The organism is Bacillus sp. 196mf, from assembly GCF_003217275.1.
In the GTDB taxonomy this organism is placed as follows: domain Bacteria; phylum Bacillota; class Bacilli; order Bacillales; family Bacillaceae_G; genus Bacillus_A; species Bacillus_A thuringiensis_S.
Genome location: NZ_QJTG01000005.1, coordinates 77703 through 93440 on the forward strand (window position 1 = coordinate 77703; position 15738 = coordinate 93440).

Genomic DNA, 15738 nt, shown 5'->3' on the forward strand with positions numbered 1-15738 from the left:
CTTTTTCTATTTTCAGGCCATGCAGAGAAAAGAATTGACTTACTTTAAATGTGTAACTATAATAGTTACATAATAACCATTAGTAATAGAAATGAGTTATATTTTTTTAGTATAATTGTAACTGTCTCAGTTACAATTAAAAAGAGAACATAAAACAACCAAAAAATGTAAAAACTTTAAATGGAAACAAGAGAAAGGAGACGGGAACTTTGAAACGGTTTAAGTTTTATATGATTAGCGGTATTGTGCTCGTTTTGTTAATTGTTTGTAACTTCGTTGAGAAGCCGATTGCGAAGGTTGGAGAAGTGAAAGATACTGTTATGATGAAGCTGAATACGAAAGAGAGTATGGCGCAAATTGATGGGCAAACGATTTATTTTAAACAAATTGGTGAGGGGAAACCTCCGTTACTTATGTTTCACGGGTTTGGTGGTTCTTCTGATGGGTTTAGTGATATTTATCCAGAACTAGCGCGAGACCATACGATTATTGCGGTTGATATTTTAGGGTTTGGGCGTTCTTCTAAGCCAGTTGATTTTCAGTATTCGTTTCCTGTGCAAGTGAATTTATATTATAAGTTAATGAAGAAGCTCGGATACGATCAGTTTGCGGTGCTTGGCCATTCGATGGGCGGAGAGATGTCCCTCAATTTAGCGTATTTATATCCGGATGCAGTAACGCATCTCATCTTGGCGGATGCTACAGGGATAGAGTCTTTCCAGCAAAAAGAAAGTTATGAAGTACCACCGCTATCGACGGACTTACAAACTGTAACCGAGATTACGAAGTATAATAAAAATGAAGTGAAAAATAGTCGTGATGATAAAGAGCATTATGATCAGCTTACGAAAATGAGAGAGCGCCGCATCGCGATGGAAGCCGATAAGATTAAGGTGCCGACTTTAATTATATGGGGACGACACGATAAGAGCGTTTCTTGGAAAAATGGTGAACTGTATCATGGGCTATTTGCAAATAGTACGTTTCATATTATTGAAAAAGGATACCACGCACCGTTTCGTCAGGAACCAATTGAGTTTATGGAATATGTACAAGCATTTTTCGCGAAGCATCCACAATAAAAATTTTAAGCATAAATCCACTTCTTTCCTCATAGAGTGAAACTAATAAGGCTTGTCTAAGGAAAGGAATGAAGTGATTTGGAAACTTTACCATGGTGGGTGTATCTTGTAATTGTCGGGATTGTACTAAGTGGCTACATGGTTTTATATACTTCGAAAAAAGAGCAAGATATGGATAATGAGTTTATTGAAAAAGAAGGCGAAGTATATATGAAGCGTTTAGAAGAAGAGCGTGAGAAACGTAATCAGGAAAGTGATAAAGATTCGGTATTGCTTTAATAGAAATTTTGAAAGGTTACCACCTAGTAGGATTTTACATCTCGGTGGTAGCTTTTTTTCTTCTGCGGGAGCAGTATATGTTCATCAAGCTAAGGTTATATTAGTTTAATTTTACATGTATAAGAGAGTCATCATAAACTTTTATTGATGGTATTTATATATTTTTTTACTCATAAGAATGGAACTAGTGGGGATTTTACTGGGGGGGATTAACAATGCATAGGGATGAAACTTCATTACATCCGGATACAGGTGTTACATCTGTAATGTTTGTTGAGCGTTCATTAAATGAAATTCGTTTTTGGTCTAGAATCATGAAGGAGCATTCTTTTTTTCTTCGTTTAGGATTTAGGTGCGAGGATACTCAACTAATCGAAGAGGCGAATCAATTTTATCGATTGTTTGAACATATTGAACAAATAGCGCATTCCTATACAAATGAAACAGATCCTGAGCAAATAAAAAGATTTAATGCAGAAGTACAACAAGCCGCAACTAATATTTGGGGATTTAAAAGAAAAATTTTAGGATTAATTCTCACATGTAAATTGCCAGGACAAAATAACTTTCCACTTTTAGTTGACCATACAAGTAGGGAAGCTGATTATTTTAGAAAACGTTTAATACAATTAAATGAAGGTAAATTAGATGCGCTTCCTGATGCTATTATTAAAGAAAATGTTTTCTTTTTACGGATTATGGCAGACCATGCTAAATTTATTGGCCATCTTCTTGATCCATCGGAAAGAAAGCTTGTAGATACAGCGCGGAATTTTAGCAATGATTTTGATGAATTGATGTATCAAGCAATTGACTTAGAATCTATGAAACCACAATCCCAAACAGCCCCTCTTTTAGATCAATTTTTAGATCAAAATCGTGTGTCGGTTGCATCTCTTCGGGATTTTAAGAAAACAGCACGTGATTTAATTGAGCAATGTAAAATAAAGAGTATCATTCATCCCTTATTAGCAGACCATGTTTTCCGTGAAGCTGATAGATTTCTTGAAATCATTGATATGTTTGATGTTCATCTTACAAATATTCAATCACAACCTAGATATTAGAAGATAAGGAAAGATAGTATTTTACTTTCGGTTGAGAAGTTAACAATTTATTGTTAGCTTCTTTTCATTGTTGTTAAAATTTTCTTTTCGTTTAGTAAATTTCCTTTTAAAGACTACATAAATCCCTTTGATCGAATATGTGATTATTTGTAAAACAGTACATGTGGAAATATTATAAATATGTAAGAAGTATACGGATGTTAGATTTTAATAAATTATTCGAGGGAAATTTACTAATTAAGTATATTAACTTGTTTGCACTAAATTTTACAGGTTTTTTTAATAGTTTTAATTTAATTTCTTCATTATCTTTCCAGGCGCTGTTCATACTATTATAAGCTGAGAAATGAACAAAACGATAATGATAGGCAGATGATGTAACTGTAACCATCCAAAGCCCTATTCATACACTATGATGGAGGCTTTTTACTTCATAACCGGATGAAAAAGGAGTGTAATCATGAAGAAACGTACTGTTAATGAAGCGGGAGGGAATGTGCCACAACCAATCCGCAGCGACGGAGCAGGTGCGATTGATTCTGGACCTCGTAATGTTATGCGGGATATTCAAAATCCGAATATGCTTGTTCCGCCTATAACGGATGCAGGGTTAGTTCCTAACTTGAAGTTTTCATTCTCGGACACTTCTATGATTTTGAAACAAGGCGGGTGGTCTCGGGAGATTACTGCTCGGGAACTACCGGTTTCGACGACGATTGCGGGAGTAAATATGAGTTTAACGGCCGGTGGAGTACGAGAACTACATTGGCATAAAGAGGCAGAATGGGCGTATATGCTTTTAGGACGGGCGCGCATAACGGCTGTTGATCAAAATGGACGGAATTTTATTGCTGATGTTGGACCAGGTGATCTTTGGTATTTTCCGCCTGGTATTCCGCATTCCATTCAAGGATTGGAACATTGTGAATTTCTACTCGTTTTCGATGATGGGCATTTTTCTGATTTATCTACTTTAGCTATTTCCGATTGGTTTGCGCATACGCCAAAAGAAGTGTTGTCGGCTAATTTCGGAGTGCCTGAGAGTGCTTTTCGTTCTATCCCTTCAGATCAAGTTTATATTTATCAAGGAGAGGTGCCAGGTTCGCTTGAAAGTCAGGAAATTCAATCGCCGAAAGGAGAAGTTCCTTTAACATTTAAACATGAATTGTTAAAACAAAAGCCGATTAAGACACCTGGTGGTAGCGTTCGAATTGTAGATTCTACAAATTTCCCTATTTCCAAAACAATCGCAGCAGCGCTCGTTGAGGTTGAGCCTGGTGGAATGAGAGAACTTCATTGGCACCCGAATAATGATGAATGGCAATATTATTTGACAGGGGAAGCGAGAATGACTGTGTTTCTTGGAAATGGTACCGCTCGTACATTTGATTATAGAGCTGGCGATGTCGGATATGTACCGTTTGCGACGGGGCATTATATTCAAAATACAGGTACCGAAACATTATGGTTTTTAGAGATGTTCAGAAGTAATCGTTTTGAAGATGTATCGTTAAATCAATGGATGGCACTGACTCCTAAAGAAATAGTGGAGAGTAATATACATGTTGGCCCGCAAGTAATGGATTCCCTGCGTAAGGAGAAGAGGCCTGTTGTGAAATATCCGGGGTTTTCATATAGTCCGAAAAATGATGAGTAAAAATGAAAATTTGCGTTATTCTTTCTGGAGACTGATAAGAAGGGATGGCGTATTTTTTATGCCTAATCTAGTCTTTATCCCGCTATTTGCCGGGCAGTAAGACCCACCTCAAAATTCAGCGGAATCAAAGAAGTTAGGTGGGGCGCGGGCTGTCCGTAAAAGCCCGATTAGTGAGGGCTGATTAAAGTTTCACTTTATTAGTATCCGTCCCTTGTATTATTGTTCGGGAAATTATTATTGGAGCATAGTATAGGGAAGATCCATATTAAATAGCGCTATTATAAGCTGTAACGCATAAGTTGCGCAGGAAATGCAACGATAACTAGCTTTACTCTTCATCATTTATTTGAACATAATGGGCATAGAGAGGTGATAAACACAGTATGATTTTTAGTGAGCGTTTAAAAGAAGAAAGGGAAAAAAGAAATTGGTCGCAAAATGATTTGGCTGAAAAAATTCATGTAAGTAGGCAATCTGTTTCGAAATGGGAGACGGGAAAGAACTATCCGAGCATTGAAATTATTATTCATTTAAGCGATCTGTTCGGTATTACAATTGATGAACTGCTAAGGAGTGATGAAGAATTGACGCAGAAAATAATTAAAGATAGTAAGCAATTGGCGTATCCAAAATGGAAGGTGTTTTTTGATAGTCTATTTATGATAGGAGTATTTTTGTTTATTGCAAAAATCGTTGTATGGATGCTAAATAAGTTTGCTGGAGCAAGTATTACAATTGTAGCAGATGCGCCATATGTAATGAATCTTTTGCCCCTTGTATTCATGATTATAGGTGGTATAGGTTCCGATAAGTTGAAGAAAATATATAAATAGAGGAAAGATTTGAAAGAAATCCCCAACACTGGCTGTTCTTTTCACTTAAATTGTGTACTATAAAGGATAGGATGACATAAAGAAGGGGACATTTAGAATGGAATTTCATGAACAGAAAATTTTGCCGGCAGTGAGGCAAATTAAAGATTTGGAAAAGCTATTACATAGTTCGTATGAATATATCGTTATTTTAGATATTCATGTCGGCCAATTGAAGAGTGTTATATCACTTGCGAAGCAATATTGTAAAAAGGTGTTTTTACATGTGGATTTAATTCATGGCTTGCAGAGTGATGGGCATGCGACGGAATATTTATGTCAGGAGTTTAGACCGTACGGGTTACTTTCGACAAAGGCGAGCGTTATTATGAAGGCGAAGCAAAAAGGTGTTGTGGCAATACAACGCATCTTTTTAATCGATTCGAGTGCGATGGAGAAGAGCTGCAATCTTTTAGATAAGACAAAACCGGATTATATTGAGGTGCTTCCAGGAGCAATGACGGATATTATCGCTGAAGTGAAAGAGCGTACTGGTGTACCGATTTTAGCAGGTGGTTTTATTCGTACTGTAGAAGATGTGGAAAGAGCTTTAAACACTGGTGCGACAGCGATTACGACGTCAAAACGCGAACTATGGAAACATTACCAAAAAAAGTGACGAAAATGTGAAAAAATTCTGTTGACACCGCTTTCATAAGAGGTTAACATTATAGACAAGTTAATAAACGTGACGGAGAAAAGAAGAGATCCACATTTCATTGTTTCTATATAAATTTATATAGAAGCGTGCAAAGCTGTGGGTCTTTTTCTTTTGACAAAAACGAATGGCCATTCATTTTACCTCTATCACATTTGGAAGCGTTTAAATTGATTGTGGAGGGATACTATGTCAGCATTTTTAGGAGAGTTAATAGGGACTGCGTTGTTAATCGTACTTGGTGGCGGCGTTTGTGCTGGTGTAAGTTTAAAGAAATCGTTTGCGAAAGATTCAGGTTGGATTGTTATTACAATGGGCTGGGGCTTAGCAGTAGCGGTTGCAGCGTATGCGGTTGGATCAATTAGTGGGGCACATTTGAATCCAGCTTTAACGATAGGACTAGCATTTAAGGGAGCGTTCCCATGGAGTGACGTACCAGGTTATATCGTAGCACAAATGATTGGGGCAATTATCGGGGCAGTTATCGTATATTTACATTACTTACCACACTGGAAAGAAACAGAAGATCCAGGAACAAAGTTAGGTGTATTTGCAACAGGTCCAGCAATTCCGAACACATTTGCAAACCTTTTAAGTGAAATGATTGGAACATTCGTTTTAGTATTTGGTATATTAGCAATTGGTGCAAATAAATTTGCAGATGGATTAAATCCATTTATCGTAGGTTTCTTAATTGTAAGTATTGGTTTATCATTAGGTGGGACAACAGGATACGCAATTAACCCAGCACGTGATTTAGGTCCGCGTATCGCACACTTCTTCCTTCCGATTGCAGGAAAAGGCGGTTCAAACTGGAAGTATGCATGGATTCCAGTAGTAGGTCCAATTTTAGGTGGATCACTTGCAGGTTTATTCCATCAAGTTGTATTTGAAGGAAAACAAAATTCAGCACTTATTTATGTGATTATCGCAACTGTGATTGTACTAGCAATCTCTTATATGACAAGTAAAAAAAGCGGAAGCAATACAAATAGTAGAAAAGTAGCATAAGGGGGAAACCGATATGAAAAAATATATTCTTTCATTAGACCAAGGAACAACAAGCTCACGTGCAATTTTATTCAATAAAAAAGGTGAAATTGTTCATTCAGCTCAAAAAGAGTTTACACAACATTTTCCAAAGCCAGGCTGGGTAGAGCATAATGCGCAAGAAATTTGGGGATCTATTTTAGCAGTTATCGCAACTTGCTTAAGCGAAGCAGATGTAAAACCAGAACAAATCGCTGGTATCGGTATTACGAACCAACGTGAAACAACGGTTGTATGGGATAAAACAACTAGTAAACCAATTTACAACGCAATCGTATGGCAATCTCGCCAAACAGCTGAAATTTGTGATGAGTTAAAAGAAAAAGGTTATAGCGAAATGGTTCGCGAAAAAACAGGTCTTTTAATTGATGCATACTTCTCTGGAACGAAAGTAAAGTGGATTTTAGATAACGTTGAAGGTGCAAGAGAGAAAGCAGAAAACGGGGATCTATTATTCGGAACAATTGATTCATGGCTTGTATGGAAACTATCTGGTGGTAAAGCACACGTAACAGATTACTCAAACGCATCACGTACGTTAATGTTTAACATTCACGACTTACAGTGGGATGATGAGCTTCTAGACATGTTAACAGTACCAAAGAGTATGCTTCCAGAAGTACGTCCATCATCTGAAATATATGGAGAAACAATTGATTACCACTTCTTCGGTCAAAATGTACCGATTGCAGGTGTAGCTGGTGACCAACAAGCAGCTTTATTTGGACAAGCTTGTTTCGGTGAAGGTATGGCGAAGAACACTTACGGAACTGGTTGCTTTATGTTAATGAACACAGGTGAAAAAGCAGTAGCTTCTGAGCACGGTCTATTAACAACAATTGCATGGGGAATAGATGGTAAAGTGAACTACGCATTAGAAGGAAGTATTTTCGTAGCAGGTTCTGCGATTCAGTGGTTACGTGACGGAATGCGCATGTTTAAAGATGCAAGTGAGAGTGAAGTATATGCCTCTCGCGTTGAATCAACTGACGGTGTATACGTTGTACCAGCATTCGTTGGACTAGGAACACCTTATTGGGATAGTGAAGTACGCGGCGCTATGTTTGGTGTAACACGCGGTACGACGAAAGAGCATTTCATTCGTGCAACGCTAGAATCTTTAGCTTACCAAACGAAAGATGTATTATGCGCAATGGAAGCAGATTCAGGTATTGAACTGAAAACATTACGCGTTGATGGCGGAGCGGTTAAAAATAACTTCTTAATGAAGTTCCAAAGTGATATTTTAGATGTTCCTGTAGAGCGTCCAGTGATCAACGAAACGACAGCTTTAGGTGCAGCATACTTAGCTGGTCTTGCGGTTGGATATTGGAAAAACCAAGATGAAATTAAATCACAGTGGCATATGGACAAACGCTTTGAACCAACGATGGAAGCGGAAACAAGCGAAGAGCTATATGCTGGATGGAAAAAAGCAATTGAAGCAACAAAAGCTTTCAAATAATCATAAACAGTGTTATAATGGTGACAAGTTAATAATTCGGTAGGAGATTTGGAGAGACCACAACGCGCTATAGAGGCGAAATCTATAGCGGAGTTTGTGGTCTCTTTTTTCGTTATCAAAGGGAGGAATTACCATGAAATTTTCAAGTAAACAACGTAAAGACGTATTAAACGGAGTAAATAAACAAGAGTTAGATGTGATCGTAATTGGTGGAGGTATTACTGGTTCTGGTATTGCATTAGATGGAGCAACACGCGGGTTATCAACAATTGTGTTTGAAATGCAGGACTTTGCAGCAGGTACATCAAGTCGTTCAACGAAGCTTGTACACGGTGGTCTACGTTATTTAAAACAACTTGAAGTGAAAATGGTAGCAGAGGTGGGTAAAGAGCGTGCGATCGTATATGAGAACGGTCCCCATGTAACAACACCAGAGTGGATGTTACTTCCGTTCCATACAGGCGGTACGTTCGGATCATTTAGTACATCAATTGGTCTTCGTGTATACGACTTCTTAGCAGGTGTAAAGCGAAGCGAGCGCAGAAAAATGTTTAACCGTGAAGAAACATTAAACAAAGAGCCTCTTGTGAAAAAAGAAGGATTAAAAGGCGGCGGTTACTACGTAGAATATCGTACAGACGATGCGCGTCTTACAATTGAAGTAATGAAAGAAGCAATTGAGCATGGCGCGAAAGCTGTTAACTACGCAAAAGTAGACAGTTTCTTATATAAAGATGGAAAAGTATGCGGTGTACGTGTAATCGATTTACTAGACGGTGAAGTATATGAAGTTTACGGTAAGAAAATTGTAAACGCAGCTGGTCCTTGGGTAGATACACTTCGTGAAAAAGATAACTCGAAAAAAGGAAAAGTACTTCAGTTATCAAAAGGTGTTCACTTAGTAATTGATCAAAAACGTTTCCCACTCGGGCAAGCGATTTACTTCGATACACCAGATAAACGTATGGTGTTCGCGATTCCTCGCGGAGGAAAAACATACGTAGGTACAACAGATACGTTCTATGATAAAGACGCAGCTGTACCACAAATGACAACAGAAGATCGCACATACATCATTAATGCGATTAACTACATGTTCCCAAGCGTGAAAATTACAGAGAAAGACATTGAATCAAGCTGGGCTGGTGTTCGTCCGTTAATTTATGAAGAAGGTAAGAGTGCATCTGAGATTTCTCGTAAAGATGAAATTTGGACTTCTGAATCTGGTTTAATTACAATCGCAGGTGGTAAATTAACTGGATACCGTAAAATGGCTGAAATGGTAGTAGACTACGTAACGAATCTATTACAAAAAGAAGGTCATAGTGCATATCCGAAGAGCGACACGAAACATATGCCAATCTCTGGTGGACATGTAAGTGGTTCACACGGATTCCCAGCATTCGTTGCGAAAAAAGCAGGCGAAGGTACGAAATACGGTTTAACGACAGCACAAGCAGAAGAATTCGCGAAATTCTATGGATCTAACGTTGACGTACTATTCGACTTAGCGAAAAAACATAAAGACGAAGCGAAAGAATACAACATGCCGCTAGACGTTCTAATCCCGCTTGTATACGCAATGGATTACGAAATGACAGCAAAACCGGTTGACTTCTTCGTACGCCGCAGAGGCGCTGTATTCTTCAACATCCACTGGGTATACGAGTGGAAAGAAGCAGTAATCAACTACATGGCTGCGAAACTAGGCTGGAGCAAAGAAGAACAAATGAAATATACAGCTGAACTAGAAAAAGCATTAACAGACGCTGTAATTCCTGTAGATCAACAAGAACAGGCAGCTGCGTTAGCATAAAATAGAGAACCACCTGAAGGGGAGCCTTTAGGTGGTTTTTTCTCTTGACTAAAAATAAATAAAATGTGTTACAATGATGATAGAGTATTTAGTGTGAATTTTGCATAAAATAAAAAAGACAGAAGCCTGAGAAACTTCTGCCTTTGTAACCTAACTTGCTATTGTGGTGGTAGTAGGTGCGGTTATAAGACAATTACATTAACGTTTTAGCCGAGAACCGCCCTTACCTTTTCCACGAAGCAGGGTGGTTCTCGCTTTTTTGTATACAGAAATTAGCCATGGACCGACGTATCTTCTACCGATGACAACGCCAGCTCCGGTTAGGATACCATACACTAATTTAATTACAAACATCGCGATCATATTATCACCTCCCCCTTTTTTTCAAAATGGAAGAGATGATTGCCACACCTACTAGTTATAGCTTATTAAGTTACGTATTCATTGTATTATGTTTTAAAATAGGGAACAAGACATATGGATGAAAAGCCCTAGTTTTAAATGGTGGTTGTGTAAATTTTGGTTTATCATATATAACCTGTTTATGAGTTTCCTACAAGTTAAGGTTTTCATGCAATTGCGTTATGTATAGAAGTTTAAATACTACACTTGTATGAAGAATATATTAGTTTTGATATTTTCGATTCATCTTTGTATGGCCATGATATATTAGATTCTTTAAGTGAGCGTTAGAAAGAAGGAGGACTCAATTAAATCGGTTCTCTTTTTAATTTAGCGATGAGGGGAATCTTGATGATATAAAACTAAGACAAAATCCTTATTGTAAACTTAAAGAGCGCCTTGGGAGAAAGACGCTCTTTAGGTGAACGCATTGTAACGACTATTCGGTTTATTATATGTAATTTACTGAGGAAGTGCTTTATAAAAAATATGATTGCCAATCGTATTTTTTTATACATTTATAAAACTTTTCCATACGGTGCGTCGTCTAATATATGGGAAGGAGGAAATGGTGTGGATGAATTAACGGTAGAAGCGTTTGAAATAGAAGATAAGGAACTCCTTATCGATGAAATAATGAACAAGTATGGACAAGAAGTCCTGCAGCTTGTGTATTCATATGTGAATAATAAAGAGGTTGCGGAGGATTTAACGCAAGATATATTTGTGAAATGCTATAAATCTCTTCATACATATAAAGGAAATTCGAATTTAAAAACATGGTTATGGAGAATTGCTATTAATCATTGTAAGGACTATTTAAAAAGTTGGTATAACAAAAAAGTTATCGTTACAGAGGATGACTTTACGTATATGGAGAGTCAAAAAGAAAGTGTGGAACAAACTGTCATTCAAAATGCGGAGGACCGTGAGCTCGCTTCTGCAGTAATGAATTTACCGATAAAATATCGAGAGGTCATTTATCTATTTTATTATGAAGAATTATCAATTAAAGAGATTGCTATTGTAATAGACGTGAAAGAAAACACGATAAAAACGAGACTGAAAAAAGCCAAGGAACTATTGAAGAAAGGATTGGAGGGATAATCAAATGGAAGATCGATTAAAAGGCTTGCGAAAATCAATGGAGAATACAACGTTTAAACATTTGAGTTTTTCTGATCAACATCGAAAGCGGGTACGTGAAAAAATCAATCAATCGTCCGAAAAGGAAGAAGATATCCTTTTAGCGGTGTTGCAACTTCTTATGAATGAAAAAACAGGTTATGAATTGATGCAGTTACTGCGGGGGAGAGGAATTCAAAAATTCGAAGGTGATGAAGGATCTCTATACACTTTATTGCATCGTCTAGAACAGAATCGCTTTATCCAATCTAGCTGGGATCATGCGGGAGCTAAATATTATCAATTAAATGATAAAGGAAACAAGATGCTGCGAAAGGCAGAGAAGAATGCTACGAAGGCACGATTTATATTAAAAGGATTAGTACAGGAGTGAGGCGGAATTGAACAAAAAAGGGGAGCGTTTTTTAAAAGAAGTTACGAACCATATTAAATCAAAAGAAGCGAAGGATTTGGTGGCGATGGAACTAGACTTTCACTTAAAACAGGCGAAGAATATGTGGATGTATAAAGGATTAAGTGAGGAAGTTGCTGAAGATAAGGCTGTTGAACAAATGGGAAGCCCGGTCAAACTTGGCGAAGAACTTAACAAACTGTATAAGCCAAAGGTTGATTGGTTTTTAATTGGTTTATTAGTGGCTGCGATGGGGCTAGGGTTTTTGCCGATTATAACTTTTGGACATGCTGACTTATTCATGAATAAGGTGATATTTGTTATTCTCGGTGTTGTAACAGCTATGGGCATGATGCTACTTGATTATCGGAGATTAGAGAAACTTGGGTGGCTGTTTTATACAATTGGCGTACTTATCTTGTTAATGATAAAATGTTTTCCGACTGATTACGTGATTGGGGAAGCAATAATAAAAATTGGCCCCATCAAAATTGACTGTTTAATGACGATGCCATTCTTCTTTCTAGCTTGGGCTTCTTTTTTCAATAATAGTAGGTTAAAGTTTATGCATCTTCTCATATTATACGTATTTTCTTTATATCTATTTTCAACTGCATCAATTCTTTTACCAATTTTCATCTACATTACGATGGTATTCGTTATGCTTTGGTGGAGTAAGTTAGGAAAGAACACGGCATGGCTCATTACAATTTTACCAATTTTACCCTTTATTGTTAGGGATCTATTTTCCTGGTCTGCGGTAAAAGAATACCGGATAGCTAGAATTTTAGGATTTATAAATCCAGCGCATGATCAATGGGATTTACGTTTACAAGAGGCAATGTCTTCAGCAGGTTGGTTTGGTACATATGGAAATATAAAGTCTATCCGTGCTGCCCATACTGATTTTGTATTTGCAAGTTTGACTTACTATTATGGATATGTACTTGCGCTAGTTCTTGTCGTGATTCTTTCTCTTTTTGCAGTAAGAATAATGAACATAGCTTATAAAATAAATGATGGTTATGGTAAATTGCTTCTCGTTGGCGGAGTGACTCTTTTTGTAATCCATTTTATTTGTAACGTTGGCATGACCCTCGGGATATTACCACGTGTTTCTATATCATTACCTTTTATTAGCTACGGATTGATACCAACTCTGTTTCATGCATTTATAATGGGAATTGTGTTAAGTGTATATCGACGTAAAGATATTCCTTTTAGAATGAGAAAAACACCTTGATAATCATCAAGGTGTTTTTGTTATAAGCTCAAAACTATCCGAATCAGCCCCAAGCACAAAAGGACTAACCTCGCCAACGCTATAAAGGTGCAATTCATGCATCGCTCGCGTACAAGCAGTGTAGAACAATCTACGAACGCTCTCATCGCTGTACACATCTTTAGAAGCATCGTAAATAATAACGGCATCAAATTCAATGCCTTTCGCTAAATAAGCAGGGATAATAACAACGCCTTGTTCGTATTCAGCAGAGGTGCTCTTCACAAGTTTAATATCTTCAATGCTACTAAGTTCCTCATAGGCAGCGGCGCTTTCAGCTGCGGATTTACAGATGATTGCGATCGTATTGTGTTGCTCTGTTTGTAGTGCAGCAACTTTAGCAGTAATATGCTCGTGCAGTTCGCTGTAATCAGCTACTTTCGTTACTGTAGGTTTCTCGCCGTCGCGTTCAAAGGCGTGAATGTTCTTCCCTTCCGGTACGAGAGCACGTGTAAATTCAATAATCGGTTTTGTTGAGCGGTAGCTACGAGTTAAGTTAATACCGTTCGTTTCATCTGGTCCGTATAAGCTAGTAAGTGTATTGAAATTCACTGCCTCACTCGCATGGGCAAATATCGCTTGGTTAAAGTCTCCGAGTACCGTCATTCTTGCGGCAGGGAAGAGACGTTTTAAAAACTCGAACTGGAACGGAGAGTAATCTTGTGCTTCATCTACGAGTACATGTTTAATCGATCTATTTGTTTGGAAGCCTTCAATTAATTCTTTTAAAAGTAAAAATGGAGTCGCATCCTCGTAATATAGCTTTCCTTCATCAAGCATGTTCACCGTTAGAGAGCAAATGTCATCCCATTCTTTCGGTTTTTCTCCAGTAACCCATGATGCGTCTGTGAAGAGTTGTTTATAGATTCCTGTGAAATTGATGAAGCGCAGTGTTTGAACGCCTTTACGAAGCGGCTTCAATTTTTTGCGGACAATCATACGTCCTAGGACTTTCGTTTCTTTCTCATAGTCATTAAAAGAGTTGTCGTCAAACTCGCCTTTTTTCTGCAAGTATTTATAAGCCTTTTGATATTCATCTTTACTAAGTAATTCAATTTCTTCTTCTACCCAAGGCTTTTTCAGTTCTGCTTTTTCAAGTGCATCTATTTGTTTATTTAGCCAATTCGTTAACTTCTCAATTCGACTATGGAAGCGGAGGGAGGAGTCAGTATTGTAAAATTGCTCTGTAATTTCTTTAGCAGAGGCAATCAGTTTTCCTCTAAATTTCATTCCTCTAAATAGCATGCCTGAAGTTTCAAGAGATTGTCTGTACGCTCTAATCATTTCGAAAAATTGAGTGGATGCTTTAAATCGGATGCTCATATTTCTAATTTTGTAATTTGCGCTATTCGTTTCAGTTAACATATATTCCAATTGCTCATAAGGGTCTTCAACATCAAATGACTTACTTAGTCTATGATTTAAATACTCTTGGAATGTAACTTGCTGCATATTTTCTTCACCGAGTTCAGGTAGTACGTTAGATACGTAGCTATTGAACATAGAGTTTGGGGAGAAGAGAATAATTTGATCCGCTTTTAGCCATTCGCGATATTTATATAGTAAGTAGGCGATTCGCTGCAGGGCAGCTGATGTTTTACCACTACCAGCAGCTCCTTGAACGATAAGGAGTCGGCCTTCATCGTGACGGATAATTTCATTTTGCTCACGCTGAATCGTAGCGACGATGCTCTGCATATGTTTGTTTGTACCTTTTCCGAGCGCTTGTTGCAGAATTTCATCACCGATTGTGAGGCTCGTATCGAACATGGAATCAATCTCGCCATTTTGAATAATGTATTGTAATTTTTTCTCCACATTACCGCGAATTACGCCGCCTGGTGTGTTGTATTCAGCCGGTCCTGGTGGATAGTCGTAATAAACACTTGAAATTGGGGCGCGCCAGTCATAAATAAGAAAGTTTTCTCCGCTTGCATCAGTAAGGGTAGAAACACCGATATAGATTTGTTCTGCGGCAGGTTCGCCTTCTTCAGTAAAATCGATGCGTCCGAAGTAAGGTGCTTTTTGCATACGTCGCAGCGCGGCAAGTCGATTAAAGGTGTGTTTATGGGTGATTTGTGTAACAGCTAGTGACTGAGCTTGTTGTCTTAAGTTGATAACTGTTTCAAGGTAATCATCAAAAGTATCTGTATTCACTTTAACGTCATCCCAGAAGTGTTTACGGATGTTGATTACTTCTGCCCGGCGTCTGCCAGTTTCGTTTTCCAGCTTATCAATTTGCTGCGTAATCGTTTCGATTACGGTATCCAATCGTTTTTGCTCTAGATCAAGTTTTTTGTTCATACGTAAGCACTCCTTTAAAAGTGAAAAATAGAGGTTGACTGAAGAAAGGTTTTGTTGTAAAATTAAGATACGGATAAATACGTTCTGTGTATTTTAGGAAACGTGTTTCTGTACTAATTTAACATAGTTTCTTAATTTAATCAATAATGATGAGATAAACCCTTGGTTCCACGCATTGTGAATCAAGGGTTTTTTGTTTTTCTGTAAGAAATAATTGCAATTTTGCCGAGGATGATCTAAGTAAAGTATAGCAACAATCAGGAATAG

At 37.7% G+C, this 15738-nt stretch carries 14 protein-coding genes; 12 read left to right on the forward strand and 2 right to left on the reverse strand.

Features of this window, described 5'->3' with window-relative positions; translation table 11 throughout:
• Positions 1-209 precede the first annotated feature (209 nt).
• The 9 genes from ATL10_RS10245 to glpD all read left to right on the forward strand — a co-directional run bounded on the left by ATL10_RS10245 (position 210) and on the right by glpD (position 9946).
• On the forward strand, positions 210-1082 hold the full coding sequence (locus ATL10_RS10245) for an alpha/beta fold hydrolase (RefSeq protein WP_139213190.1): 873 nt from the start codon (positions 210-212) through the stop codon (positions 1080-1082).
• Between the two features lie 78 nt (positions 1083-1160).
• Entirely contained in the window at positions 1161-1361 is a 201-nt protein-coding gene (locus ATL10_RS10250) for a sporulation YhaL family protein (protein ID WP_000449225.1), read from the forward strand.
• Positions 1362-1576: 215 nt separating this feature from the next.
• Positions 1577-2428: a DUF2935 domain-containing protein gene (locus ATL10_RS10255; RefSeq protein WP_000554478.1), complete on the forward strand. Its 852-nt coding sequence runs from the start codon at positions 1577-1579 to the stop codon at positions 2426-2428.
• A 460-nt stretch (positions 2429-2888) separates the two neighbouring features.
• Complete coding sequence (locus tag ATL10_RS10260) at positions 2889-4085, forward strand: oxalate decarboxylase family bicupin (protein WP_000747514.1); 1197 nt, start codon at positions 2889-2891, stop codon at positions 4083-4085.
• A gap of 383 nt (positions 4086-4468) precedes the next feature.
• Positions 4469-4918: a helix-turn-helix domain-containing protein gene (locus ATL10_RS10265; RefSeq protein ID WP_069355155.1), complete on the forward strand. Its 450-nt coding sequence runs from the start codon at positions 4469-4471 to the stop codon at positions 4916-4918.
• A 97-nt stretch (positions 4919-5015) separates the two neighbouring features.
• The gene (gene glpP / locus ATL10_RS10270; RefSeq protein ID WP_110496869.1) at positions 5016-5576 is read left to right on the forward strand and encodes a glycerol uptake operon antiterminator GlpP; all 561 of its coding nucleotides are present in this window, start codon (positions 5016-5018) and stop codon (positions 5574-5576) included.
• A gap of 228 nt (positions 5577-5804) precedes the next feature.
• The gene (gene glpF / locus ATL10_RS10275) at positions 5805-6626 is read left to right on the forward strand and encodes a glycerol uptake facilitator protein GlpF (RefSeq protein ID WP_001272200.1); all 822 of its coding nucleotides are present in this window, start codon (positions 5805-5807) and stop codon (positions 6624-6626) included.
• Between the two features lie 13 nt (positions 6627-6639).
• Positions 6640-8130: a glycerol kinase GlpK gene (glpK, locus tag ATL10_RS10280; RefSeq protein ID WP_000760007.1), complete on the forward strand. Its 1491-nt coding sequence runs from the start codon at positions 6640-6642 to the stop codon at positions 8128-8130.
• 133 nt (positions 8131-8263) lie between these two features.
• Entirely contained in the window at positions 8264-9946 is a 1683-nt protein-coding gene (glpD, locus tag ATL10_RS10285; protein ID WP_090975733.1) for an aerobic glycerol-3-phosphate dehydrogenase, read from the forward strand.
• A gap of 198 nt (positions 9947-10144) precedes the next feature.
• Here glpD and ATL10_RS31235 read toward each other — a convergent pair whose 3' ends face one another.
• Positions 10145-10309 carry a hypothetical protein gene (locus ATL10_RS31235; protein WP_000561154.1) on the reverse strand — a complete coding sequence of 55 codons (165 nt, stop codon included), beginning with the start codon at positions 10307-10309 and terminating at the stop codon, positions 10145-10147.
• A 612-nt stretch (positions 10310-10921) separates the two neighbouring features.
• On the opposite strand from ATL10_RS31235, the gene ATL10_RS10295 reads away from it, so the two are divergent.
• Genes ATL10_RS10295 through ATL10_RS10305 form a run of 3 tightly spaced genes read left to right on the forward strand, consistent with a single transcriptional unit; the run spans position 10922 to position 13128 of the window.
• Positions 10922-11455 (forward strand): sigma-70 family RNA polymerase sigma factor, encoded by a 534-nt coding sequence (locus ATL10_RS10295; protein ID WP_097925217.1) that lies wholly within the window; start codon positions 10922-10924, stop codon positions 11453-11455.
• A gap of 4 nt (positions 11456-11459) precedes the next feature.
• Positions 11460-11867: a PadR family transcriptional regulator gene (locus ATL10_RS10300; RefSeq protein ID WP_002159014.1), complete on the forward strand. Its 408-nt coding sequence runs from the start codon at positions 11460-11462 to the stop codon at positions 11865-11867.
• A 7-nt stretch (positions 11868-11874) separates the two neighbouring features.
• The gene (locus ATL10_RS10305) at positions 11875-13128 is read left to right on the forward strand and encodes an FtsW/RodA/SpoVE family cell cycle protein (RefSeq protein WP_098284209.1); all 1254 of its coding nucleotides are present in this window, start codon (positions 11875-11877) and stop codon (positions 13126-13128) included.
• Positions 13129-13134: 6 nt separating this feature from the next.
• Here the strand turns inward: ATL10_RS10305 and helD are convergent, their stop codons facing one another.
• Entirely contained in the window at positions 13135-15471 is a 2337-nt protein-coding gene (gene helD, locus ATL10_RS10310) for an RNA polymerase recycling motor HelD (protein ID WP_098329475.1), read from the reverse strand.
• Positions 15472-15738: the final 267 nt, after the last annotated feature.